Source organism: Robiginitalea sediminis, assembly GCF_002198115.1.
Lineage (GTDB): Bacteria > Bacteroidota > Bacteroidia > Flavobacteriales > Flavobacteriaceae > Robiginitalea > Robiginitalea sediminis.
This window is the reverse complement of the sequence record NZ_NGNR01000002.1, coordinates 150927-166850: the sequence shown is the minus strand read 5'-3', so window position 1 is coordinate 166850 and position 15924 is coordinate 150927. Positions and strand designations below refer to the sequence as shown.

Annotated in this window: 9 protein-coding genes; 5 read left to right on the top strand and 4 right to left on the bottom strand. The window is 55.8% G+C overall.

What is annotated here, in order from left to right; translation table 11 throughout:
* Nucleotides 1-157: 157 nt before the first annotated feature.
* Nucleotides 158-2203, bottom strand: a complete 2046-nt coding sequence (locus tag CA832_RS07075) for an HD family phosphohydrolase (RefSeq protein WP_088340897.1) — start codon at nucleotides 2201-2203, stop codon at nucleotides 158-160.
* Nucleotides 2204-2320: 117 nt separating this feature from the next.
* Between CA832_RS07075 and CA832_RS07070 the strand changes: the two genes are divergently transcribed.
* Together CA832_RS07070 and CA832_RS07065 are read left to right on the top strand one after the other, a co-directional pair.
* A complete protein-coding gene (locus CA832_RS07070; RefSeq protein ID WP_088341392.1) occupies nucleotides 2321-3496 on the top strand; it encodes a thiolase family protein in 1176 nt (391 codons plus the stop codon).
* An 18-nt stretch (nucleotides 3497-3514) separates the two neighbouring features.
* Nucleotides 3515-4267 carry a C40 family peptidase gene (locus CA832_RS07065; RefSeq protein WP_088340896.1) on the top strand — a complete coding sequence of 251 codons (753 nt, stop codon included), beginning with the start codon at nucleotides 3515-3517 and terminating at the stop codon, nucleotides 4265-4267.
* A 53-nt stretch (nucleotides 4268-4320) separates the two neighbouring features.
* Here the strand turns inward: CA832_RS07065 and CA832_RS07060 are convergent, their stop codons facing one another.
* A complete protein-coding gene (locus tag CA832_RS07060; RefSeq protein WP_088340895.1) occupies nucleotides 4321-5583 on the bottom strand; it encodes a tetratricopeptide repeat protein in 1263 nt (420 codons plus the stop codon).
* A 26-nt stretch (nucleotides 5584-5609) separates the two neighbouring features.
* On the bottom strand, nucleotides 5610-8156 hold the full coding sequence (gene gyrA / locus CA832_RS07055; RefSeq protein WP_088340894.1) for a DNA gyrase subunit A: 2547 nt from the start codon (nucleotides 8154-8156) through the stop codon (nucleotides 5610-5612).
* Between the two features lie 260 nt (nucleotides 8157-8416).
* On the opposite strand from gyrA, the gene CA832_RS07050 reads away from it, so the two are divergent.
* Together CA832_RS07050 and CA832_RS07045 are read left to right on the top strand one after the other, a co-directional pair.
* Nucleotides 8417-10975, top strand: a complete 2559-nt coding sequence (locus CA832_RS07050; RefSeq protein WP_088340893.1) for an ATP-dependent Clp protease ATP-binding subunit — start codon at nucleotides 8417-8419, stop codon at nucleotides 10973-10975.
* Between the two features lie 198 nt (nucleotides 10976-11173).
* Complete coding sequence (locus CA832_RS07045) at nucleotides 11174-11578, top strand: STAS/SEC14 domain-containing protein (protein ID WP_088340892.1); 405 nt, start codon at nucleotides 11174-11176, stop codon at nucleotides 11576-11578.
* Here the strand turns inward: CA832_RS07045 and CA832_RS07040 are convergent, their stop codons facing one another.
* The gene (locus CA832_RS07040; protein ID WP_088340891.1) at nucleotides 11579-13135 is read right to left on the bottom strand and encodes an NAD(P)H-hydrate dehydratase; all 1557 of its coding nucleotides are present in this window, start codon (nucleotides 13133-13135) and stop codon (nucleotides 11579-11581) included.
* A gap of 339 nt (nucleotides 13136-13474) precedes the next feature.
* Between CA832_RS07040 and thrA the strand changes: the two genes are divergently transcribed.
* Nucleotides 13475-15916, top strand: a complete 2442-nt coding sequence (gene thrA / locus CA832_RS07035) for a bifunctional aspartate kinase/homoserine dehydrogenase I (RefSeq protein WP_088340890.1) — start codon at nucleotides 13475-13477, stop codon at nucleotides 15914-15916.
* The last annotated feature ends 8 nt before the right edge of the window (nucleotides 15917-15924 follow it).

The window sequence follows — 15924 nt, the reverse complement described above, 5'->3', positions numbered from 1 at the left end:
GAAAATTTAATACACAATCCTGTAAATCGTAAAAATTTTCACAATTATTTAGGACATCCTTTATTAAATGTTCAAAATACACGATTTGAGCACATTAGAAAAAATGAAAGGCAAGTGACGGCAAACACCCCCGGGATGCTTCAGGACCCCGCAGGGCCTATTCCGGATACTCCACCCGTAGGTGGTATATATTGGTCAGGCGGTGCTTGAGGACTTTCTTCACCGTTTCGATCTCCTTGAGGGTAATATCCGAGTTCAGGAACTGGCCGGCCTGCATCTGGGTGCCTACAATCCGGTCCACGAATTCATCGATAATGGTGAAGGTGGGGTTTACCAGGCTCTTCGAGGCTGCCTCCACCGAATCGGCCATCATCAGGATGGCGGTTTCTTTGGAGAATGGGATGGGGCCCGGGTACTGGAAATCCTTCTCCTCTACTTCCCCGGAACGCTCCTGGGCCTTCTTGTAGAAGTAATAGACCTTGGTGGAGCCGTGGTGGGTCCGGATAAAATCGATGACCCGGTCCGGCAGGTTGAATTTGCGGGCCAGTTCGATCCCCTCAATGACGTGGTTGATAATGATCCGGGCACTGTCGGCCGGGGCCAGGTCGTCGTGGGGGTTGATGTTGGTGGTCTGGTTTTCCGTAAAATAGGTGGGGTTGTTCATCTTTCCAATGTCGTGGTAGAGGGCCCCGACGCGCACCAGCATGGCGTTTGCCCCTACCTCGTTGGCCGCTGCCTCGGCCAGGTTGGCCACCTGGAGGGAATGGTTAAAGGTCCCCGGGGCCTTGGTGGAAAGTTCCTTCAAAAGGCGGGAATTGGTATCGGAAAGCTCCAGCAGGGATACATCCGAGACCATCCCGAACATCTTTTCGTAGATATAGATCAGCGGCTGCACAAAGAGGGTGATCATCCCGTTGAGCAGGAAGAACCCGAAATTGACCAGGATTACATTCTCCAGGTTGCCTTCGTGGATAATATGGAAGGCAAAATACCCCAGGATATAGATCATGGTGATCTGCCCCACAGAGATAAACAGGTTGGCCCTTTTGTAGAGCTCCGAAACGGTAAGGATGGTCACTATACCGGCGATAATCTGCAAGAAGATGTACTCGAAGCTGTTGGGTACCACAAACCCGAGGATAAGCACCGTTAGTACATGGACAAACAGCCCCAACCTGGCATCGAAGAAGGTCTTCAGGATTAGCGGAAGGATACAGAGGGGTACCACAAAGACCAGTTTCTCGTCGTACTTCACCACAAAGGTGGTGAGGAAGACCATCACCAGGATGTTAAAGAAAATAAAGGTGACCTTTACGTTATTGCGGAAGACCAGGGGTCGGTATTTCTTCAGGAACAACAGCAGCATAAGCAGAACCAGGGCCACCAGAATAGTATACCCGGCCAGGATGAAGTAGAAGTTGTTTTCGGACCAGAGCTCGGATTGGAACTCCTCCCGCAGGGATTCCAGGATTTTGAGGTTCTCGGCCTCCACCACCTCGCCCTTGGCGATGATCAGCGCCCCTTCGTCCACCGTCCCGCGGGTAAGCGAAATACGGGCGAGTTCTTCGGAGAGCTCGCGCTGGGTCAGTTCGGCATCCAGGCTCACATTGGGTTGGACGATCCGGAAAAACAAGTCCTGGAAGCGTTGCAGGGCGTCAGGGGCTACCTGCCCGCCCAGCATCCCCTCCACGATGCCGCTTAGTTCCCCCAGCCGGTGAATCTGGCCGAACGGTATCCGCCTGGCTTCGTTGTCGCGCACCAGGTACACCTCCTGCTGCCCCGGGGGGTCGTTCCCGTCCCAGAACCCGGTTTGGTAAACACTGTCCAGCACGGTTCGCCCCACCTGTTTGAGACTGTTCCAGCCCCGTCGACCCAGTTCGTCCTGGGGGAAAATGTTCCCAAACTCTGCCTCATAAACCCGGTAGACTTCCCGGGCACCTTCGGTGTCGAAGCGGTAATAGGGGATCTGTTCCTGGGTGGCCTGGCTGCGCTGGGCTTCCAGTTCTGATGCCGACTTGCGGATAGAAAAATCGAAGGGAGCGTAGAGGTTTTCGTATTGCCAGGGCTTTCCTTTCTGGAATTCGTACTTGAACTGCCCGCCGCGAGGAAAGAAAAAAACGATAGCGCCGATGGTCGCGAAGTACAGGATGTACTTATAGATCAGCGAATGTGAACGATACAGGGTATCCAGGAAGTTGGCCATTGGGTGCAGTTAGCAAATCAAAAATAGAAAAAACGGTTGGCATGGAAGGCATTTCCCCGGCACCCGGAAGGGCAAACGGGTTTAAATTCGTATTTTCGCCATACCAATTCCCACATGATGAAAGAGGTTGTTATCGTATCTGCTGTCAGGACTCCCATAGGTAGTTTTATGGGGGCGCTTTCCACCGTACCTGCCCCGAAACTGGGGGCTGCCGCCATTAAAGGTGCTCTGGACAAAATCGGGCTCGACCCTTCCGAGGTAGAAGAGGTGCTGATGGGCCACGTGGTCCAGGCCGGGGCGGGCCAGGCGCCTGCACGCCAGGCGGCTATTTACGCCGGGATACCGGATACAGTACCCTGTACAACAGTCAACAAGGTATGTGCCTCCGGGATGAAGGCCATTATGCAGGCAGCCCAAAGCATTGCCCTTGGGGATGCCTCTGTGATAGTGGCCGGCGGGATGGAAAACATGAGCCAGATCCCGCACTACGTGCACATGCGGACCGGCCAGAAGTTCGGGCCGGCCACCCTGGAAGACGGCATGCAGCGGGACGGATTGGTAGACGCCTACGACCAGAATGCCATGGGGGTCTGCGCCGACGCCTGCGCCGCAGAATACCAGTTCAGCCGGGAAGACCAGGATGCCTATGCCGTACAGTCCTACGAGCGCTCTGCCGATGCCTGGGCAAGCGGCAAGTTCGCGGAGGAAGTGGTACCCGTGGAAGTCCCCCAACGCCGGGGCGAGCCCATCATCGTAAAGGAGGACGAGGAGTTCCGCAATGTGCGGATGGATAAAATCCCGGCCCTGCGCCCGGCATTCACCAAGGATGGGACGGTAACCGCTGCCAATGCCTCCACCATCAACGACGGGGCTGCTGCCCTGGTGCTGATGAGTGCGGAGAAGGCGGCAGCACTCAACCTCGTCCCCCTGGCAAAGATCCGCTCCTACGCCGACGCTGCCCAGGAACCGAAATGGTTTACCACCGCCCCCGCCAAAGCCCTGCCCCTGGCACTGGGCAAAGCCGGCCTTACCCTCGGAGATATCGACTTCTTCGAATTCAACGAAGCCTTCAGCGTGGTGGGCCTGGCCAATATCAAGCTGCTTGGCCTCACCGATGCCAATGTAAACGTAAATGGCGGAGCCGTTTCCCTGGGCCACCCCCTTGGGTGTTCCGGGGCACGGATTACCGTTACCCTGATCCATATCCTGCACCAGCAAGGGGCGCGCCTGGGCGCTGCGGCAATTTGTAACGGCGGGGGCGGTGCCTCTGCCCTTATCGTCGAACGGCCCTAACGCCTGCAGGTCCCCGGTATGCGCTACGGAATTTGTCCTCTCAGCCTGGTCCCCGTATACGAAAGCCCCGATGCGGCTTCGGCTATGCTGACCCAGTTGCTCTACGGGGAGGCCTATAAATTACTGGAGGCGCGAAAAAAATGGGGCCGGATACGAACCGAGTGGGACGGAACCGAAGGGTGGATCCGGGCAGACCAGCATTTTGAAATCGGGGAAGAACAGTACAAGGCCCTCGATAATGACGGGGGCGCCGGATGCGCCTCGGACCTGGTGGACCATACCACAGCCGAAGGGGGTCTGCTCCAGCCCATCCTTCTGGGTTCCGAGACCGGCCATGCCCCTTTGCTGGAACACCGTTTTGAGGGCAGCGTCTTTCCCAGGGAGTCCGATAAGGCCCAGCTCGTGCCTACCGCCCTGTTATACCTGAACAGCCCGGAACGCGCCGGCGGGCGTTCCCCTTTCGGAATCGATGCCGGAGGACTGGCCCAGATGGTGTACAAGTGCTGCGGTGTCCGCCTCAGCCGGACTCCTGACCAACAAGCCAGCCAGGGAGAAGCCCTCAGCTTTATCGAAGAGAGTACCCCGGGGGACCTGGCCTTCTTCGACGGCCCGGATGGCAGCATCAACCACGTGGGCATCATCATGCAGGACAATTACATTATCCACGCCTTTGGCAAGGTGCGCATAGACCGCCTGGACCACAGCGGCATCTTCAATAACGACCTGCGCCTTTATACCCACCCCTTACGGGTCATCAAGAAAATCCTATAAAATAAAAAGCCCCGCGTTTCGGCAGGGCTCTTTTATTGATCGTTCGGGAGGATTTATTCCCCGAGCAGTTTTTTGATGCGCATGAAGTTCTCATTGTCGCCCAGGGCGCCGTAGATGTTCTTCAATTGGGTCAGTACCCCCTGGTTGTCGGGGTTGTTCTTGAGGGCATCTTCCAGGATCTGGGCGCCCTGGGTAAAGAGGTCGTCCTTCTTCTGTTTCAGCTCATCGTATTTGGCAATATCGGCCCGGGAAGTACCCAATGCGTTCATGTCGTCGATAAGGCCGTTGCCTTCATTCACGTAGGTGGTGGAGAGGTTCAGCTGGGCATTGACATAACCCGGGTCTATCTCGATGGCCCTGCGGTAGGCTGCACGGGCTTCCTCAATATTGTCCTGCTCCATGTTGATTACCCCGATGTTGTAGTGCAGGTCTGCATTGTCCGGGGCCATTTCGGCAGCCTCGGCCATGAGGGCCTTGAACTGGTCTTTATCCCCCATCTGGTAGTGCAGGTTTGCCTCGTTCAGGACCAGGTTCACATCGTCCGGGTTATTGGCGCGGGCATCGGCATAAGCCGCCAGGGCCTCTTCGTTCCGCCCCAGCTGGGAGTAGATCAGGGCGATGTTCTTAACGATTTCGGCCTTCTTGGAAGGGCGTTTTTCATCGACTGGGTTGGCATAGGTCCCGGACTTGACCATGATGTCGCGCTGGGCCTTGTCCATTTCCTCTTCCTGGCCGGTCTCCACGTTGGTGGCCTTGTAGACCATGGAGCTGCCGTCGAAACCGATTTCCTTGAGCTGCTCGTAGTACCCCAGGGCCTTTTCGTAGTTCCCGCCATTCACGGCGCTACTGGCCGCATAATAGAGGTAAACCGTGTCCTGCGGGCTAACCTTGTAACCCAGGGCAAGCTTGTCTGCAGCCTGGTCGAAGTTCTTGGCACTATTGTCGTCCACGGCGGAGTTCACCAGGTCCGCTGCCAAAGCGCGCAGGCGCTGTTGTACTTCATCGGTGTACTTGGTTTTGCCACTGGTTTCTTCTACTTCGATGGCTTTCATAAAGGCATCGGCAGCCTTGGAGAAAGAGGCGTTATCGCCTTTGGCAGCGAGGTCAGCATAGGATTGCCCCAGCAGGTTGTAATACTGGGCCTGCATGCGCTCGTCTGCGCCGCCTATACTCCCCTGTACACTTTCCAGGGCTGTTTTGGCAGCGTCGGAATCTCCGTTTTTCAGGGCCTTTTCGGCATCCTTTATTTCCGATTTCTGTGCAAATCCGACTACACCGAGGAACAGTGCAGCCAGAAGGATCAATTTAGTTTTCATGTATACTTATGCTTATTATGTAGTGTTTACGAATTATTCTCGTTTTCGGATGTTTCCGACCCCGTATTATCAAGAGCCGTGCCATCTTCGGTATTTACTTCCATATCCATGATATCGGCCTCCTCCAGGTTGTCTTCTTCCTTCATCACCTTGGCCACTGCCGCAATGGAATCGTCCCCTTTCAGATTAATAAGGCGAACCCCCTGGGTAGCCCGTCCCATGGTCCTGAGGTCTTCCACGCTCATGCGGATGGCAATCCCGGATTTGTTGATGATCATCAGGTCGTCGGAGTCCGATACGCTTTTGATGGCTACCAATCCGCCGGTCTTCTTGGAAATGGAAATGGTCTTTACCCCTTTTCCGCCCCGGTTGGTAATCCGGTAATCCTCCAGGCTGGAACGCTTCCCGTATCCGTTCTCCGATACCACCAGGATATCCTCGTCGAAATCGTGGACCGACACCATGCCGATGACCTCATCGGACTCATCGGCCAGGGTTATGCCACGCACTCCGGAGGCAGACCGGCCCATTGGCCGCGTCTTGTTCTCCTCGAAGCGGATGGCCTTCCCGGAGCGAAGCCCCAGGAAAATCTGGCTGGAACCGGTGGTGAGCTTGGCCTCCAGCAATTCGTCCCCTTCCCGGATGCCAATGGCGATGATCCCATTCTGACGCGGACGGGAATACTGCTCCAGCGGGGTTTTCTTAACTACGCCCTTCTTGGTGGCCATGATCACGTAATGGGTGTTGACGTAATCCTCATCCTTAAGGTCCTGGGTACAGATAAAGGCCTTGACCTTGTCGTCCTGGGCAATGTTGATCAGGTTCTGGATGGCCCGCCCCTTGGAGGTGCGGCTGCCTTCCGGGATCTCGTAGACACGCAGCCAGTAACACTGTCCCTTCTGAGTGAAAAACAGCATATACTGGTGGTTGGTCCCCACAAATAGGTGCTCCAAAAAGTCCTCGTTCCGGGTGGCAGAGGCCTTTTGGCCCACGCCCCCACGGTGTTGGGTCTTGTACTCGGTAAGGGGCGTACGCTTGATGTACCCCGCGTGCGAGATGGTGATCACCACCTGCTCGTCCGGGATCATATCTTCTATGCTGAGATCACCCCCGGCGTAGTTGATTTCACTGCGGCGCTCGTCCCCGTATTTTTGCTTTACCTCCAGGAGTTCGTCCTTGATGATCTCCATCCGGCGCTCTTCCCGGGCCAGGATGTCCTTGAGGTCTTCGATAGTCGCCAGGACCTCTTCGTATTCGGCCCGCAGTTTGTCCTGCTCCAGGCCGGTAAGCTGGCGAAGGCGCATTTCAACGATAGCGCGTGCCTGGATTTCGGACAGCTCAAAGCGCTTGATCAGGTTCTCCCTGGCCTCTTCCGGGTTGGCGCTGGCTCGGATAATGGCGATGACCTCATCGATATTATCCGAGGCGATGATAAGCCCCTGCAGGATATGGGCCCTCTCCTCTGCCTTGCGCAGTTCGTATTCCGAACGGCGGACCACCACCTGGTGGCGGTGCTCCACGAAATGCGATATCAGGTCCTTGAGGTTGAGCAGTTGTGGCCGGCCATCCACCAGGGCGATGTTGTTCACGCTGAAGGAGGATTGCAGGGCCGTATATTTATACAAGGTATTAAGGACGATATTCGGGATGGCGTCCCGTTTCAGGACATAGACAATGCGCATACCCTTGCGGTTGGACTCGTCCCGGATCGTGGAAATACCCTCTATTTTCTTTTCGTTGATCAGGTCTACGGTCTTCTTGATCATGTCCGCCTTATTGACCTGGTACGGGATCTCGGTAACGATGATGCACTCCCGGCCCTGTACTTCCTCGAATTGGGCTTTGGCGCGCATCACCACCCGGCCGCGGCCGGTCTCGAAGGCATCCTTGACCCCATCGTACCCATAGATGATCCCCCCAGTGGGGAAGTCCGGAGCCTTGATGTACTCCATCAAGCCATCGATGCCGATTTCCCGGTTGTCGATGTAGGCCACAGTTCCCTCCACTACTTCGGAAAGGTTGTGGGGGGGCATGTTGGTGGCCATCCCCACAGCAATCCCCGAGGCGCCGTTGACCAAAAGGTTGGGGATACGGGTGGGCAGCACTACGGGCTCCTCCAGGGAATCGTCGAAGTTGAGCTGGTGATCTACCGTTTCCTTGTCGATATCGGCAAGCATCTCCTCGGCGATCTTCCGCATCCGCGCTTCGGTATACCTCATGGCTGCGGGGCTGTCGCCGTCTATGGAACCGAAGTTCCCCTGCCCGTCCACGAGCATGTACCTGAGGCTCCATTCCTGCGCCATGCGCACCATGGTATCATATACGGAGGAATCTCCGTGGGGGTGGTACTTACCGAGGACCTCCCCGACGATACGGGCCGATTTCTTGTGCGCACTGTTGGCGCGGACCCCTAATTCATGCATCCCGTAAAGCACCCTGCGGTGTACGGGTTTGAGACCGTCCCTGACATCTGGCAGGGCACGTGACACAATGACCGACATCGAGTAGTCGATGTAGGCGGATTTCATCTCATCCTCTATGTTTACCGGGATCAATTTCTCTCCTTCTGCCATGTGCTAGAATTCGTCCGTTTTTGGTGTTAAAAAATCATGGCAATATACGTAAAATCGACCCTTTCGCGCCAGCGTGGCCGGCAATTATTAAAGAATTTATCAACATCCACAACCCCCTTTTACGTTGATAAAATGGCTGTTAAACTTTTTGTAAACCGGGCAATTTTTCGTCAATTGGGTCTGGTTTATCGAATATAGGTACGGTTGTTGACGTTCTTATCGATAGTTTTAGTAATTTTAAAATCGAATTCGGAGGTTTTATGGACGACAATTTTTCACCGAGAGTTAAGGACGTCATTGCATACAGCAAGGAGGAGGCACTGCGCCTGGGCCACGACTTCATCGGCACCGAACATCTGATGCTCGGGCTGCTGAGGGATGGCAACGGCAAGGCCATCAGCATCCTCGACGCCATGGAGGTGGATTTGGACCACCTCAGGCGGAAGGTGGAGATCCTCAGCCCGGCCAACCCGAATTCCGGTTCCCATCCCAAGGACCGCAAGAACCTGCACCTGACCCGCCAGGCAGAGCGCGCCCTGAAAACGACCTTTCTGGAAGCCAAGCTCTTCCAGAGTTCGTCCATCAACACGGCACACCTGTTGCTCTGCATCCTACGCAATGAGAACGACCCCACTACCAAGTTGCTGCATAAGCTCAAAGTGGATTACGACGGGGTAAAAGAGCAGTTCAAAAGCATGATTACCAGCGAAGACGATTACACCGAAAGCCCCACCTCCGAATCCTTCCCAAGCGATTCAGACGATGCGGCAGAAGGCAAGGAAAGCTCCTACTCCGGAGGCAATGCCGGGGCACAGAAGGGCAATAAGAAGTCCAAAACCCCTGTCCTGGATAATTTCGGGCGGGACCTGACCCAACTGGCCGAAGAAGGCAAGCTGGACCCGGTAGTGGGCCGGGAAAAGGAAATCGAGAGGGTTTCCCAGATCCTCAGCCGCCGTAAAAAGAACAACCCCCTTCTCATCGGGGAACCCGGTGTGGGTAAGAGTGCCATTGCCGAAGGGCTGGCCTTGCGCATCATCAATAAAAAAGTATCCCGCATCCTGTATAACAAAAGGGTGGTAACCCTGGACCTGGCCTCTTTGGTGGCTGGCACCAAATACCGCGGGCAATTCGAAGAGCGGATGAAAGCCGTCATGAACGAACTGGAAAAGAATGACGATGTTATCCTCTTTATAGACGAAATCCACACCATAGTCGGGGCTGGCGGCGCCACGGGCAGCCTGGACGCCTCCAACATGTTTAAACCCGCCCTTGCGCGGGGTGAAATCCAATGCATTGGGGCCACCACCCTGGACGAGTACCGCCAGTATATCGAGAAAGACGGGGCCCTGGAGCGCCGCTTCCAGAAGGTTATGGTGGAACCCACCACCGTGGAGGAAACCATCGAAATCCTCAAGAATATCCGCGGCAAGTACGAGGACCACCACAATGTGAACTACACAGACGAGGCCCTGGTGGCCTGTGTGAAGCTCACCAACCGCTATATGACGGACCGCTTCTTACCGGACAAGGCTATCGATGCCATGGACGAGGCGGGGTCCCGTGTGCACATCGTGAATATGGACGTACCCAAGCAGATCCTCGAACTCGAGAAGCAGCTGGACGAGGTGCGGGAACTGAAAAACAGCGTGGTTAAGAAACAACGCTACGAAGAAGCCGCCAAGCTGCGCGACGACGAGAAGCGCCTGGAGAAAGATTTGGCTGCCGCCCAGGAGAAATGGGAGGAGGACAGCAAGCTGCACCGGGAAACCGTTTCCGAGGAAAACGTCGCCGATGTGGTTTCCATGATGAGCGGCATACCGGTAAACAAGATTGCCCAAACCGAAAGCAACAAACTCGCCAAGCTCCCTGACCATATCAAAAACAGTGTCATCGGGCAGGACGAGGCCGTAGCCAAGGTGGCCAAAGCCATTCAGCGCAACCGCGCCGGGTTGAAAGACCCGAACAAGCCTATCGGAAGTTTTATCTTCCTGGGGCAGACGGGTGTCGGGAAAACACAGCTGGCCAAAGTACTGGCCAAGGAGCTCTTCGACTCGGAAGATGCACTGGTGCGGATCGACATGAGCGAATACATGGAGAAATTCGCGATCTCCCGCCTGGTAGGCGCTCCTCCCGGGTATGTGGGATACGAGGAAGGCGGGCAGCTCACCGAAAAGGTGCGCCGCAAGCCCTATTCCGTCATCCTGCTGGACGAGGTGGAAAAAGCGCACCCGGATGTCTTTAACATGCTGTTGCAGGTGCTGGATGACGGGTACCTCACCGACAGTCTGGGCCGTAAGATCGACTTCCGCAATACCATCATCATCATGACCTCGAACATCGGGGCCCGGCAGCTCAAGGATTTTGGGCAGGGTGTTGGTTTTGGAACCTCTGCTAAGAAGTCGCAGGCGGATTCCCACCAGAAAAGCGTGATTGAAAATGCCCTTAAAAAGGCCTTTGCACCGGAATTCCTGAACCGGATTGACGACGTGATTGTCTTTAACCCGCTGGAGCGGGAGCACATACACCAGATCATCGATATTGAATTGGCCAAGCTCTATGCCCGTATCAAGGAGATCGGTTATGACCTGATCCTCTCCGATAAGGCCAGGGACTATATCGCAGACAAAGGCTTTGACAAGCAGTACGGGGCACGCCCCCTGAAACGGGCCATCCAGAAATACATCGAGGATGCCCTGGCCGAGGAAATCGTAAATGCGAAGCTCAATGAGGGCGACAGCATAACGATGGACCTGGAGGAGAAGGAAGACAAGCTGACCATCTCCATTAAAAAGGCCAGCGAATCGTCTAAGGAAGCCTGAGGCTGTAAGAGATTACAACAGAGGGGTCATCCAAGTATGACCCCTTTTTTTATACCGAGTAAGACGGCATCGTAAGAATAACAGGACAATTCCAGCCCCTGAATTGCCGGTTATACGATAATTATGTCGCTCGTCTAAATTTTTTCCCCTCGCAGGGGGTTCCGCCTACTTTCGTTTCGAGACACTAAAGAAAATGGAATGAGCATTGGACCGGCAAAAAAGACCGTCATCGTCAGGGAGTACAACCTGGATGTCGGGAAGATCCTGGTATACGACAACTACATGGTAGCCGAATTCGACGAAGGGGCCACCTTAACCCTGGAAAGAGCCTACCAGATTATCGGGATTTCGGAAATCCATTTCCGGGATAAACCCTTCGGGTACATCAGCCACCGGAAAAATTCCTATGCCATAGACCCAACAGTCTACACCTATCTCAGGGAACTCGAGAACCTGAAGGCTTTTGCCATTGTCTCCTCCAAAGAAGTGGACATGCACAACTTCAATATTGAGCGGCTGTTCTACAAGAAACCGATGAAATTTTTCATCGACTACAAAAATGCGCTTGCCTGGGTCCGTCGCCGTGCCAGGTCCAAAGCCTGATCATTCCTTTTCCGGGGCCCCATCGCCCCTTTCCCCTTGTTGGCTGCGTCCCTCGGAGCGCAGGTAGCCGTAAGCCTGGCCTATATATCGGATCAGATCCCCGGCCGTGAGGGCCTCCATGCCCGTTTGCTGCATCCCGATATCCCCTGCCAGCCCATGCAGGTAAACCCCGAGAATAGATGCCTGAAGTGTCGTGTACCCCTGGGCCAATAACCCGGCCAGGATACCAGCCAGCACATCGCCACTCCCCGCCGTGGCCATACCCGGGTTGCCGGTGGTATTGATAAAACCGCCGGCGGGAGTCAGGATAGCCGTATAGGCTCCTTTTACCAGGAGTACACATTTATGTTCCCGGGCAAAGGCAGCGGCCTTGTCCAGTTTTTCATAATCGTCCTTCCAGGGACCCAGCAAGCGCCTCAATTCCCCCGGGTGGGGTGTAAGGAGGCATCCCTCCGGCAGGGTTTTAAGTGCTTCCGGATGCCTGCTGAGGAGATTCAGGGCATCGGCATCCAGGACTACTGGTTTCCCAAGGCTGGCCAACCAAGGAATAAGAACCTGTTCAGTTTCCGGGTCCTGGCCCATCCCCATGCCCACAGCCAGGGCAAAGTCTTCCGGCCCGGTCGGGAAAGAAAGCAGCTGCTCCTTCCCTGACCCGGCCTGTACCATAATCTCTGGGGAGCCTGACTGCAGCGGCAGGACGCCGCATTCAGGTACCCAGGCACTGATCAGGCCCGCCCCGGAGCGTAGCGCTGCCCTTGCGGCAAGGACCACCGCCCCTATTTTTCCATAGCTCCCGCCTACCACCATAACATGCCCATAGGTCCCCTTATGGGAGAAGCGGTCTCTCTCGCGCAGCAGAACCCGCGCCTGAGCCATCCCAACCAGGGAAAAAGGGGCAGGTACCGACTGTAAATACCCCGGATCCAACCCGATATCCAAAACCTCCCACCCGCGGGTATACCCCCCGGTTTCCGGGAGCAGGAACGGGAGTTTGGGGGTGCCAAAGGTCAGGGTGTTGCCGGCACGGATCACCCCTTCCGGATATTCCGGAAGGCGGTCCATTGGCAGGCCCGAGGGCATATCCACAGAGAGGATGAAGGCCCCGCTGGCGTTCAGGTGCCCGATAAGGGTCCGGACCCAAGGGGCCGGAGGCCTGCTCAGGCCGATACCAAAAATGGCATCCACCAAAATATCCGTGGGGGCAATTTCCGGGAGGGGGCTTTCCTCGCTTAGGGTCTGGGGCCAGATTTTCCGGTCTTTCAGGGATTCCAGGTTTATCAGGAAGTCCTCGGAACGCGCATCGCTGTAGTTCACGATGTACACTTCGATGTGATAGCCGTGCTCGGCAAGGTGGCGAGCCATGACCAGGCCATCGCCCCCGTTGTTGCCGATACCGCAGAACAGGCGCACGGGGACAGGAGCCCCCTGAAGCCGCTCGTGGAGCCACCCGAATGCAGCCGTTGCGGCGCGCTCCATCAATTCGGTGCTGCTGATACCCTGGATTTGCTGGGTTACCTGGTCTGCCTGGTAGATCTGTTCCCTGTTGAGTATCTTCATAGGTATCCGGTTAAGACCCCCTTAGCCATGGGGCCAGATTTTTTGGAATTAAGGGGGTTCCCTCCAAATTTAGCAGGTATGCGAAAGAAAACCGGCGAAATTCTGAGGAGTTTTCAAAAATTCCCGGGAACCTTGCCTAAGATTTCAAAAATGCTACTTTTGTTTCATCCAAAGGATTATTAGGATGTTGCATGCCCGTACCTGCCACTTTCCAGAAGCCGTTGCCCTAACGGCCATTACCCCTATGACCACCACGGGCGTCACCCCTTGGGGGTAAGCACATGTTCCATTCATCCGTCCTGACCGTTCCTACCGGTACCCACCTTGAAAAAACACTTCATGAAAGTCCTGAAATTCGGGGGAAGCTCCGTTGCCGATGCCCCCGCCATTAAACAAACACGAGCCATAGTTTCCAAACAACCCAGCCCGCTGGCGGTTGTGGTTTCCGCCCTGGGCGGCGTTACCGATATGCTCCTTCATGCCGCTGCCGATGCGGCTGCCCAATCGGAGGCCTTCCGTGAAGGCCTGGAAGCCCTGGAGCAGCGCCACCTTCAAACCATCCGGGAACTCATCCCCCCTGCTGCCCAGGCTGGGGTAATTGGCCGTGTAAAAGCCGATTTAAACACCCTCGAAACCCTGTTGGAAGGTGCCTTCCTCATAGGGGAAACCACCCCGAAACTCCTGGATAAAATCGTGAGCTACGGGGAACTCCTGTCGAGCTTTATCATAGCCTCTCATTACCGGGCAGAAGGCCTGGAAGCTACCTATAAGGACAGCCGGGAACTGATCCGCACCGACGCGAGATTCGGACATGCTGCGGTAGACCGGGAAACCACGCGCCAACAGGCAAGACAGTATTTCAAGGGGCAAAAGGGCATTACCGTCCTCCCGGGCTTTATCGCCTCCAATGCCCAGGGCGACACCACTACCCTGGGCCGCGGCGGGTCCGATTTTACGGCGGCCCTCTACGCAGAGGCGGTTGGGGCTTCCGAGCTCCAGATCTGGACCGATGTCAGCGGCATGTTTACTGCAAACCCGAGGCTGGTAAAGCAGGCCCGTCCCATCCCGGTTATTTCGTACCAGGAGGCCATGGAACTCTCGCATTTCGGGGCCAAGGTCCTCTACCCCCCTACCATTCAACCCGCTCTGGAGGCGGGGATCCCCATCCGTATCAAAAACACCTTCGAGCCGGAACACGAGGGCACCCTTATCCATGCCGAAGGCAATACCGAAGGGCGGACGGTACGGGGAATCAGCCACGTTTCCGATATCGGGCTTCTTTCACTGGAAGGCCCTGGCATGGTCGGGATTCCCGGGATCAGCAAACGGTTTTTCGAGACCCTCTCCGAAGCGGGTATCAGTATCGTTTTCATAACCCAAGCGTCCTCGGAACACTCGATCTGCGTGGGGATTGCCGCTTCCCGCCTGGCCGAAGCCGAGGCTGCAGTCAATACGGCTTTTGAGCTGGAAATCAGCCGCAAACGCATACAGCCCGTCCAAACCGAGGATGGCCTTTCGATTATCGCCCTGGTGGGCGACCAGATGAAACAGCACCAGGGGCTTAGCGGGAAGATGTTCAGCGCCCTGGGCAAGAACAACGTCAATATCCGGGCCATTGCCCAGGGGGCTTCCGAGCGGAATATCTCCGCGGTCATCCGGACCGCCGACGTCAAAAAAGCCCTCAACACCCTGCATGAGGCCTTTTTTGAGGCCCAGGTCAAGCAGCTGAACCTGTTTATTACCGGGGTGGGCAATGTAGGGGCCCGGTTGCTGGACCAGATCCGCAACCAGCAGAAAACCCTGAAAAAGGAACACCGCATCAACCTGCGCGTCATGGGGCTTTCCAACTCCAGGAATATGCTGGTGGGCAAAGGCGAAATAGACCTCACGCAATGGCAGGAACTCCTGGAGGCTGGGGAACCGGCTTCCCTGGAAGGATTCCACCGGGCCGTCCGGGACATGAACCTGCGGAATTCCATTTTCGTGGACAACACGGCCAGCGAAACCGTTTCCGGGTATTATGCCCATTACCTGAAGTCCAGCATCAGCGTGGTGACCTGCAACAAGATTGCCTGTTCCTCCCCCTATGCCCATTATGCCGGGCTGAAGGCCCTTGCACGGGACTACAGCGCCTCCTTCCTCTATGAGACCAACGTAGGGGCCGGACTTCCCGTTATCGATACCCTGAAGAACCTGATCCTATCCGGGGACCGGGTTCGTAAAATTCAAGCCGTTCTCTCCGGAAGCCTTAACTTTATCTTCAATACCTACAAGGGGGAAACCCCGTTTAGCGAGGTGGTGCGGGAAGCTGCGGCCCAGGGGTATACGGAACCCGACCCCAGGATTGACCTCAGCGGGGTGGATGTGATGCGCAAAATCCTGATCCTGGCCCGGGAAAGCGGTCTTGTCCTGGAAATGGAGGCGATTGAAAACCATTCCTTCCTCCCGAAAAACGCCAGGGAGGCCAATAGCGTAGAAGCCTTTTACAAGGCCCTCGAAGCCGAGCCCGGTCATTTCCGGGACCTCTACGACAGCGCAACGGAGCAGAGCGGCAGGTTGAAGTACGTGGCCACGCTGGATTCCGGGAAGGCCTCAGTGGGCCTGGAGGTTATTCCGAAGGGGCATGACTTTTACAACCTGAGCGGGAGCGATAACATCGTGCTGTTTTATACGGACCGTTACCGGGAACAACCCCTTGTTGTTAAAGGAGCCGGGGCCGGGGCCGACGTAACGGCTTCGGGGATTTTTGCAGACATCATCCGCATCGGGAATTATCAATAAAAACCAGG

Bases quoted from the DNA above. Each gene is read 5' to 3' on its own strand.
- gyrA (WP_088340894.1), bottom strand. From the start codon at position 8,156: ATGGCAGAAGGAGAGAAATTGATCCCGGTAAACATAGAGGATGAGATG.
- CA832_RS07045 (WP_088340892.1), top strand. From the start codon at position 11,174: ATGAGCATTGGACCGGCAAAAAAGACCGTCATCGTCAGGGAGTACAAC.
- CA832_RS07065 (WP_088340896.1), top strand. From the start codon at position 3,515: ATGCGCTACGGAATTTGTCCTCTCAGCCTGGTCCCCGTATACGAAAGC.
- CA832_RS07050 (WP_088340893.1), top strand. From the start codon at position 8,417: ATGGACGACAATTTTTCACCGAGAGTTAAGGACGTCATTGCATACAGC.
- CA832_RS07070 (WP_088341392.1), top strand. From the start codon at position 2,321: ATGAAAGAGGTTGTTATCGTATCTGCTGTCAGGACTCCCATAGGTAGT.
- thrA (WP_088340890.1), top strand. From the start codon at position 13,475: ATGAAAGTCCTGAAATTCGGGGGAAGCTCCGTTGCCGATGCCCCCGCC.
- CA832_RS07075 (WP_088340897.1), bottom strand. From the start codon at position 2,203: ATGGCCAACTTCCTGGATACCCTGTATCGTTCACATTCGCTGATCTAT.
- CA832_RS07060 (WP_088340895.1), bottom strand. From the start codon at position 5,583: ATGAAAACTAAATTGATCCTTCTGGCTGCACTGTTCCTCGGTGTAGTC.
- CA832_RS07040 (WP_088340891.1), bottom strand. From the start codon at position 13,135: ATGAAGATACTCAACAGGGAACAGATCTACCAGGCAGACCAGGTAACC.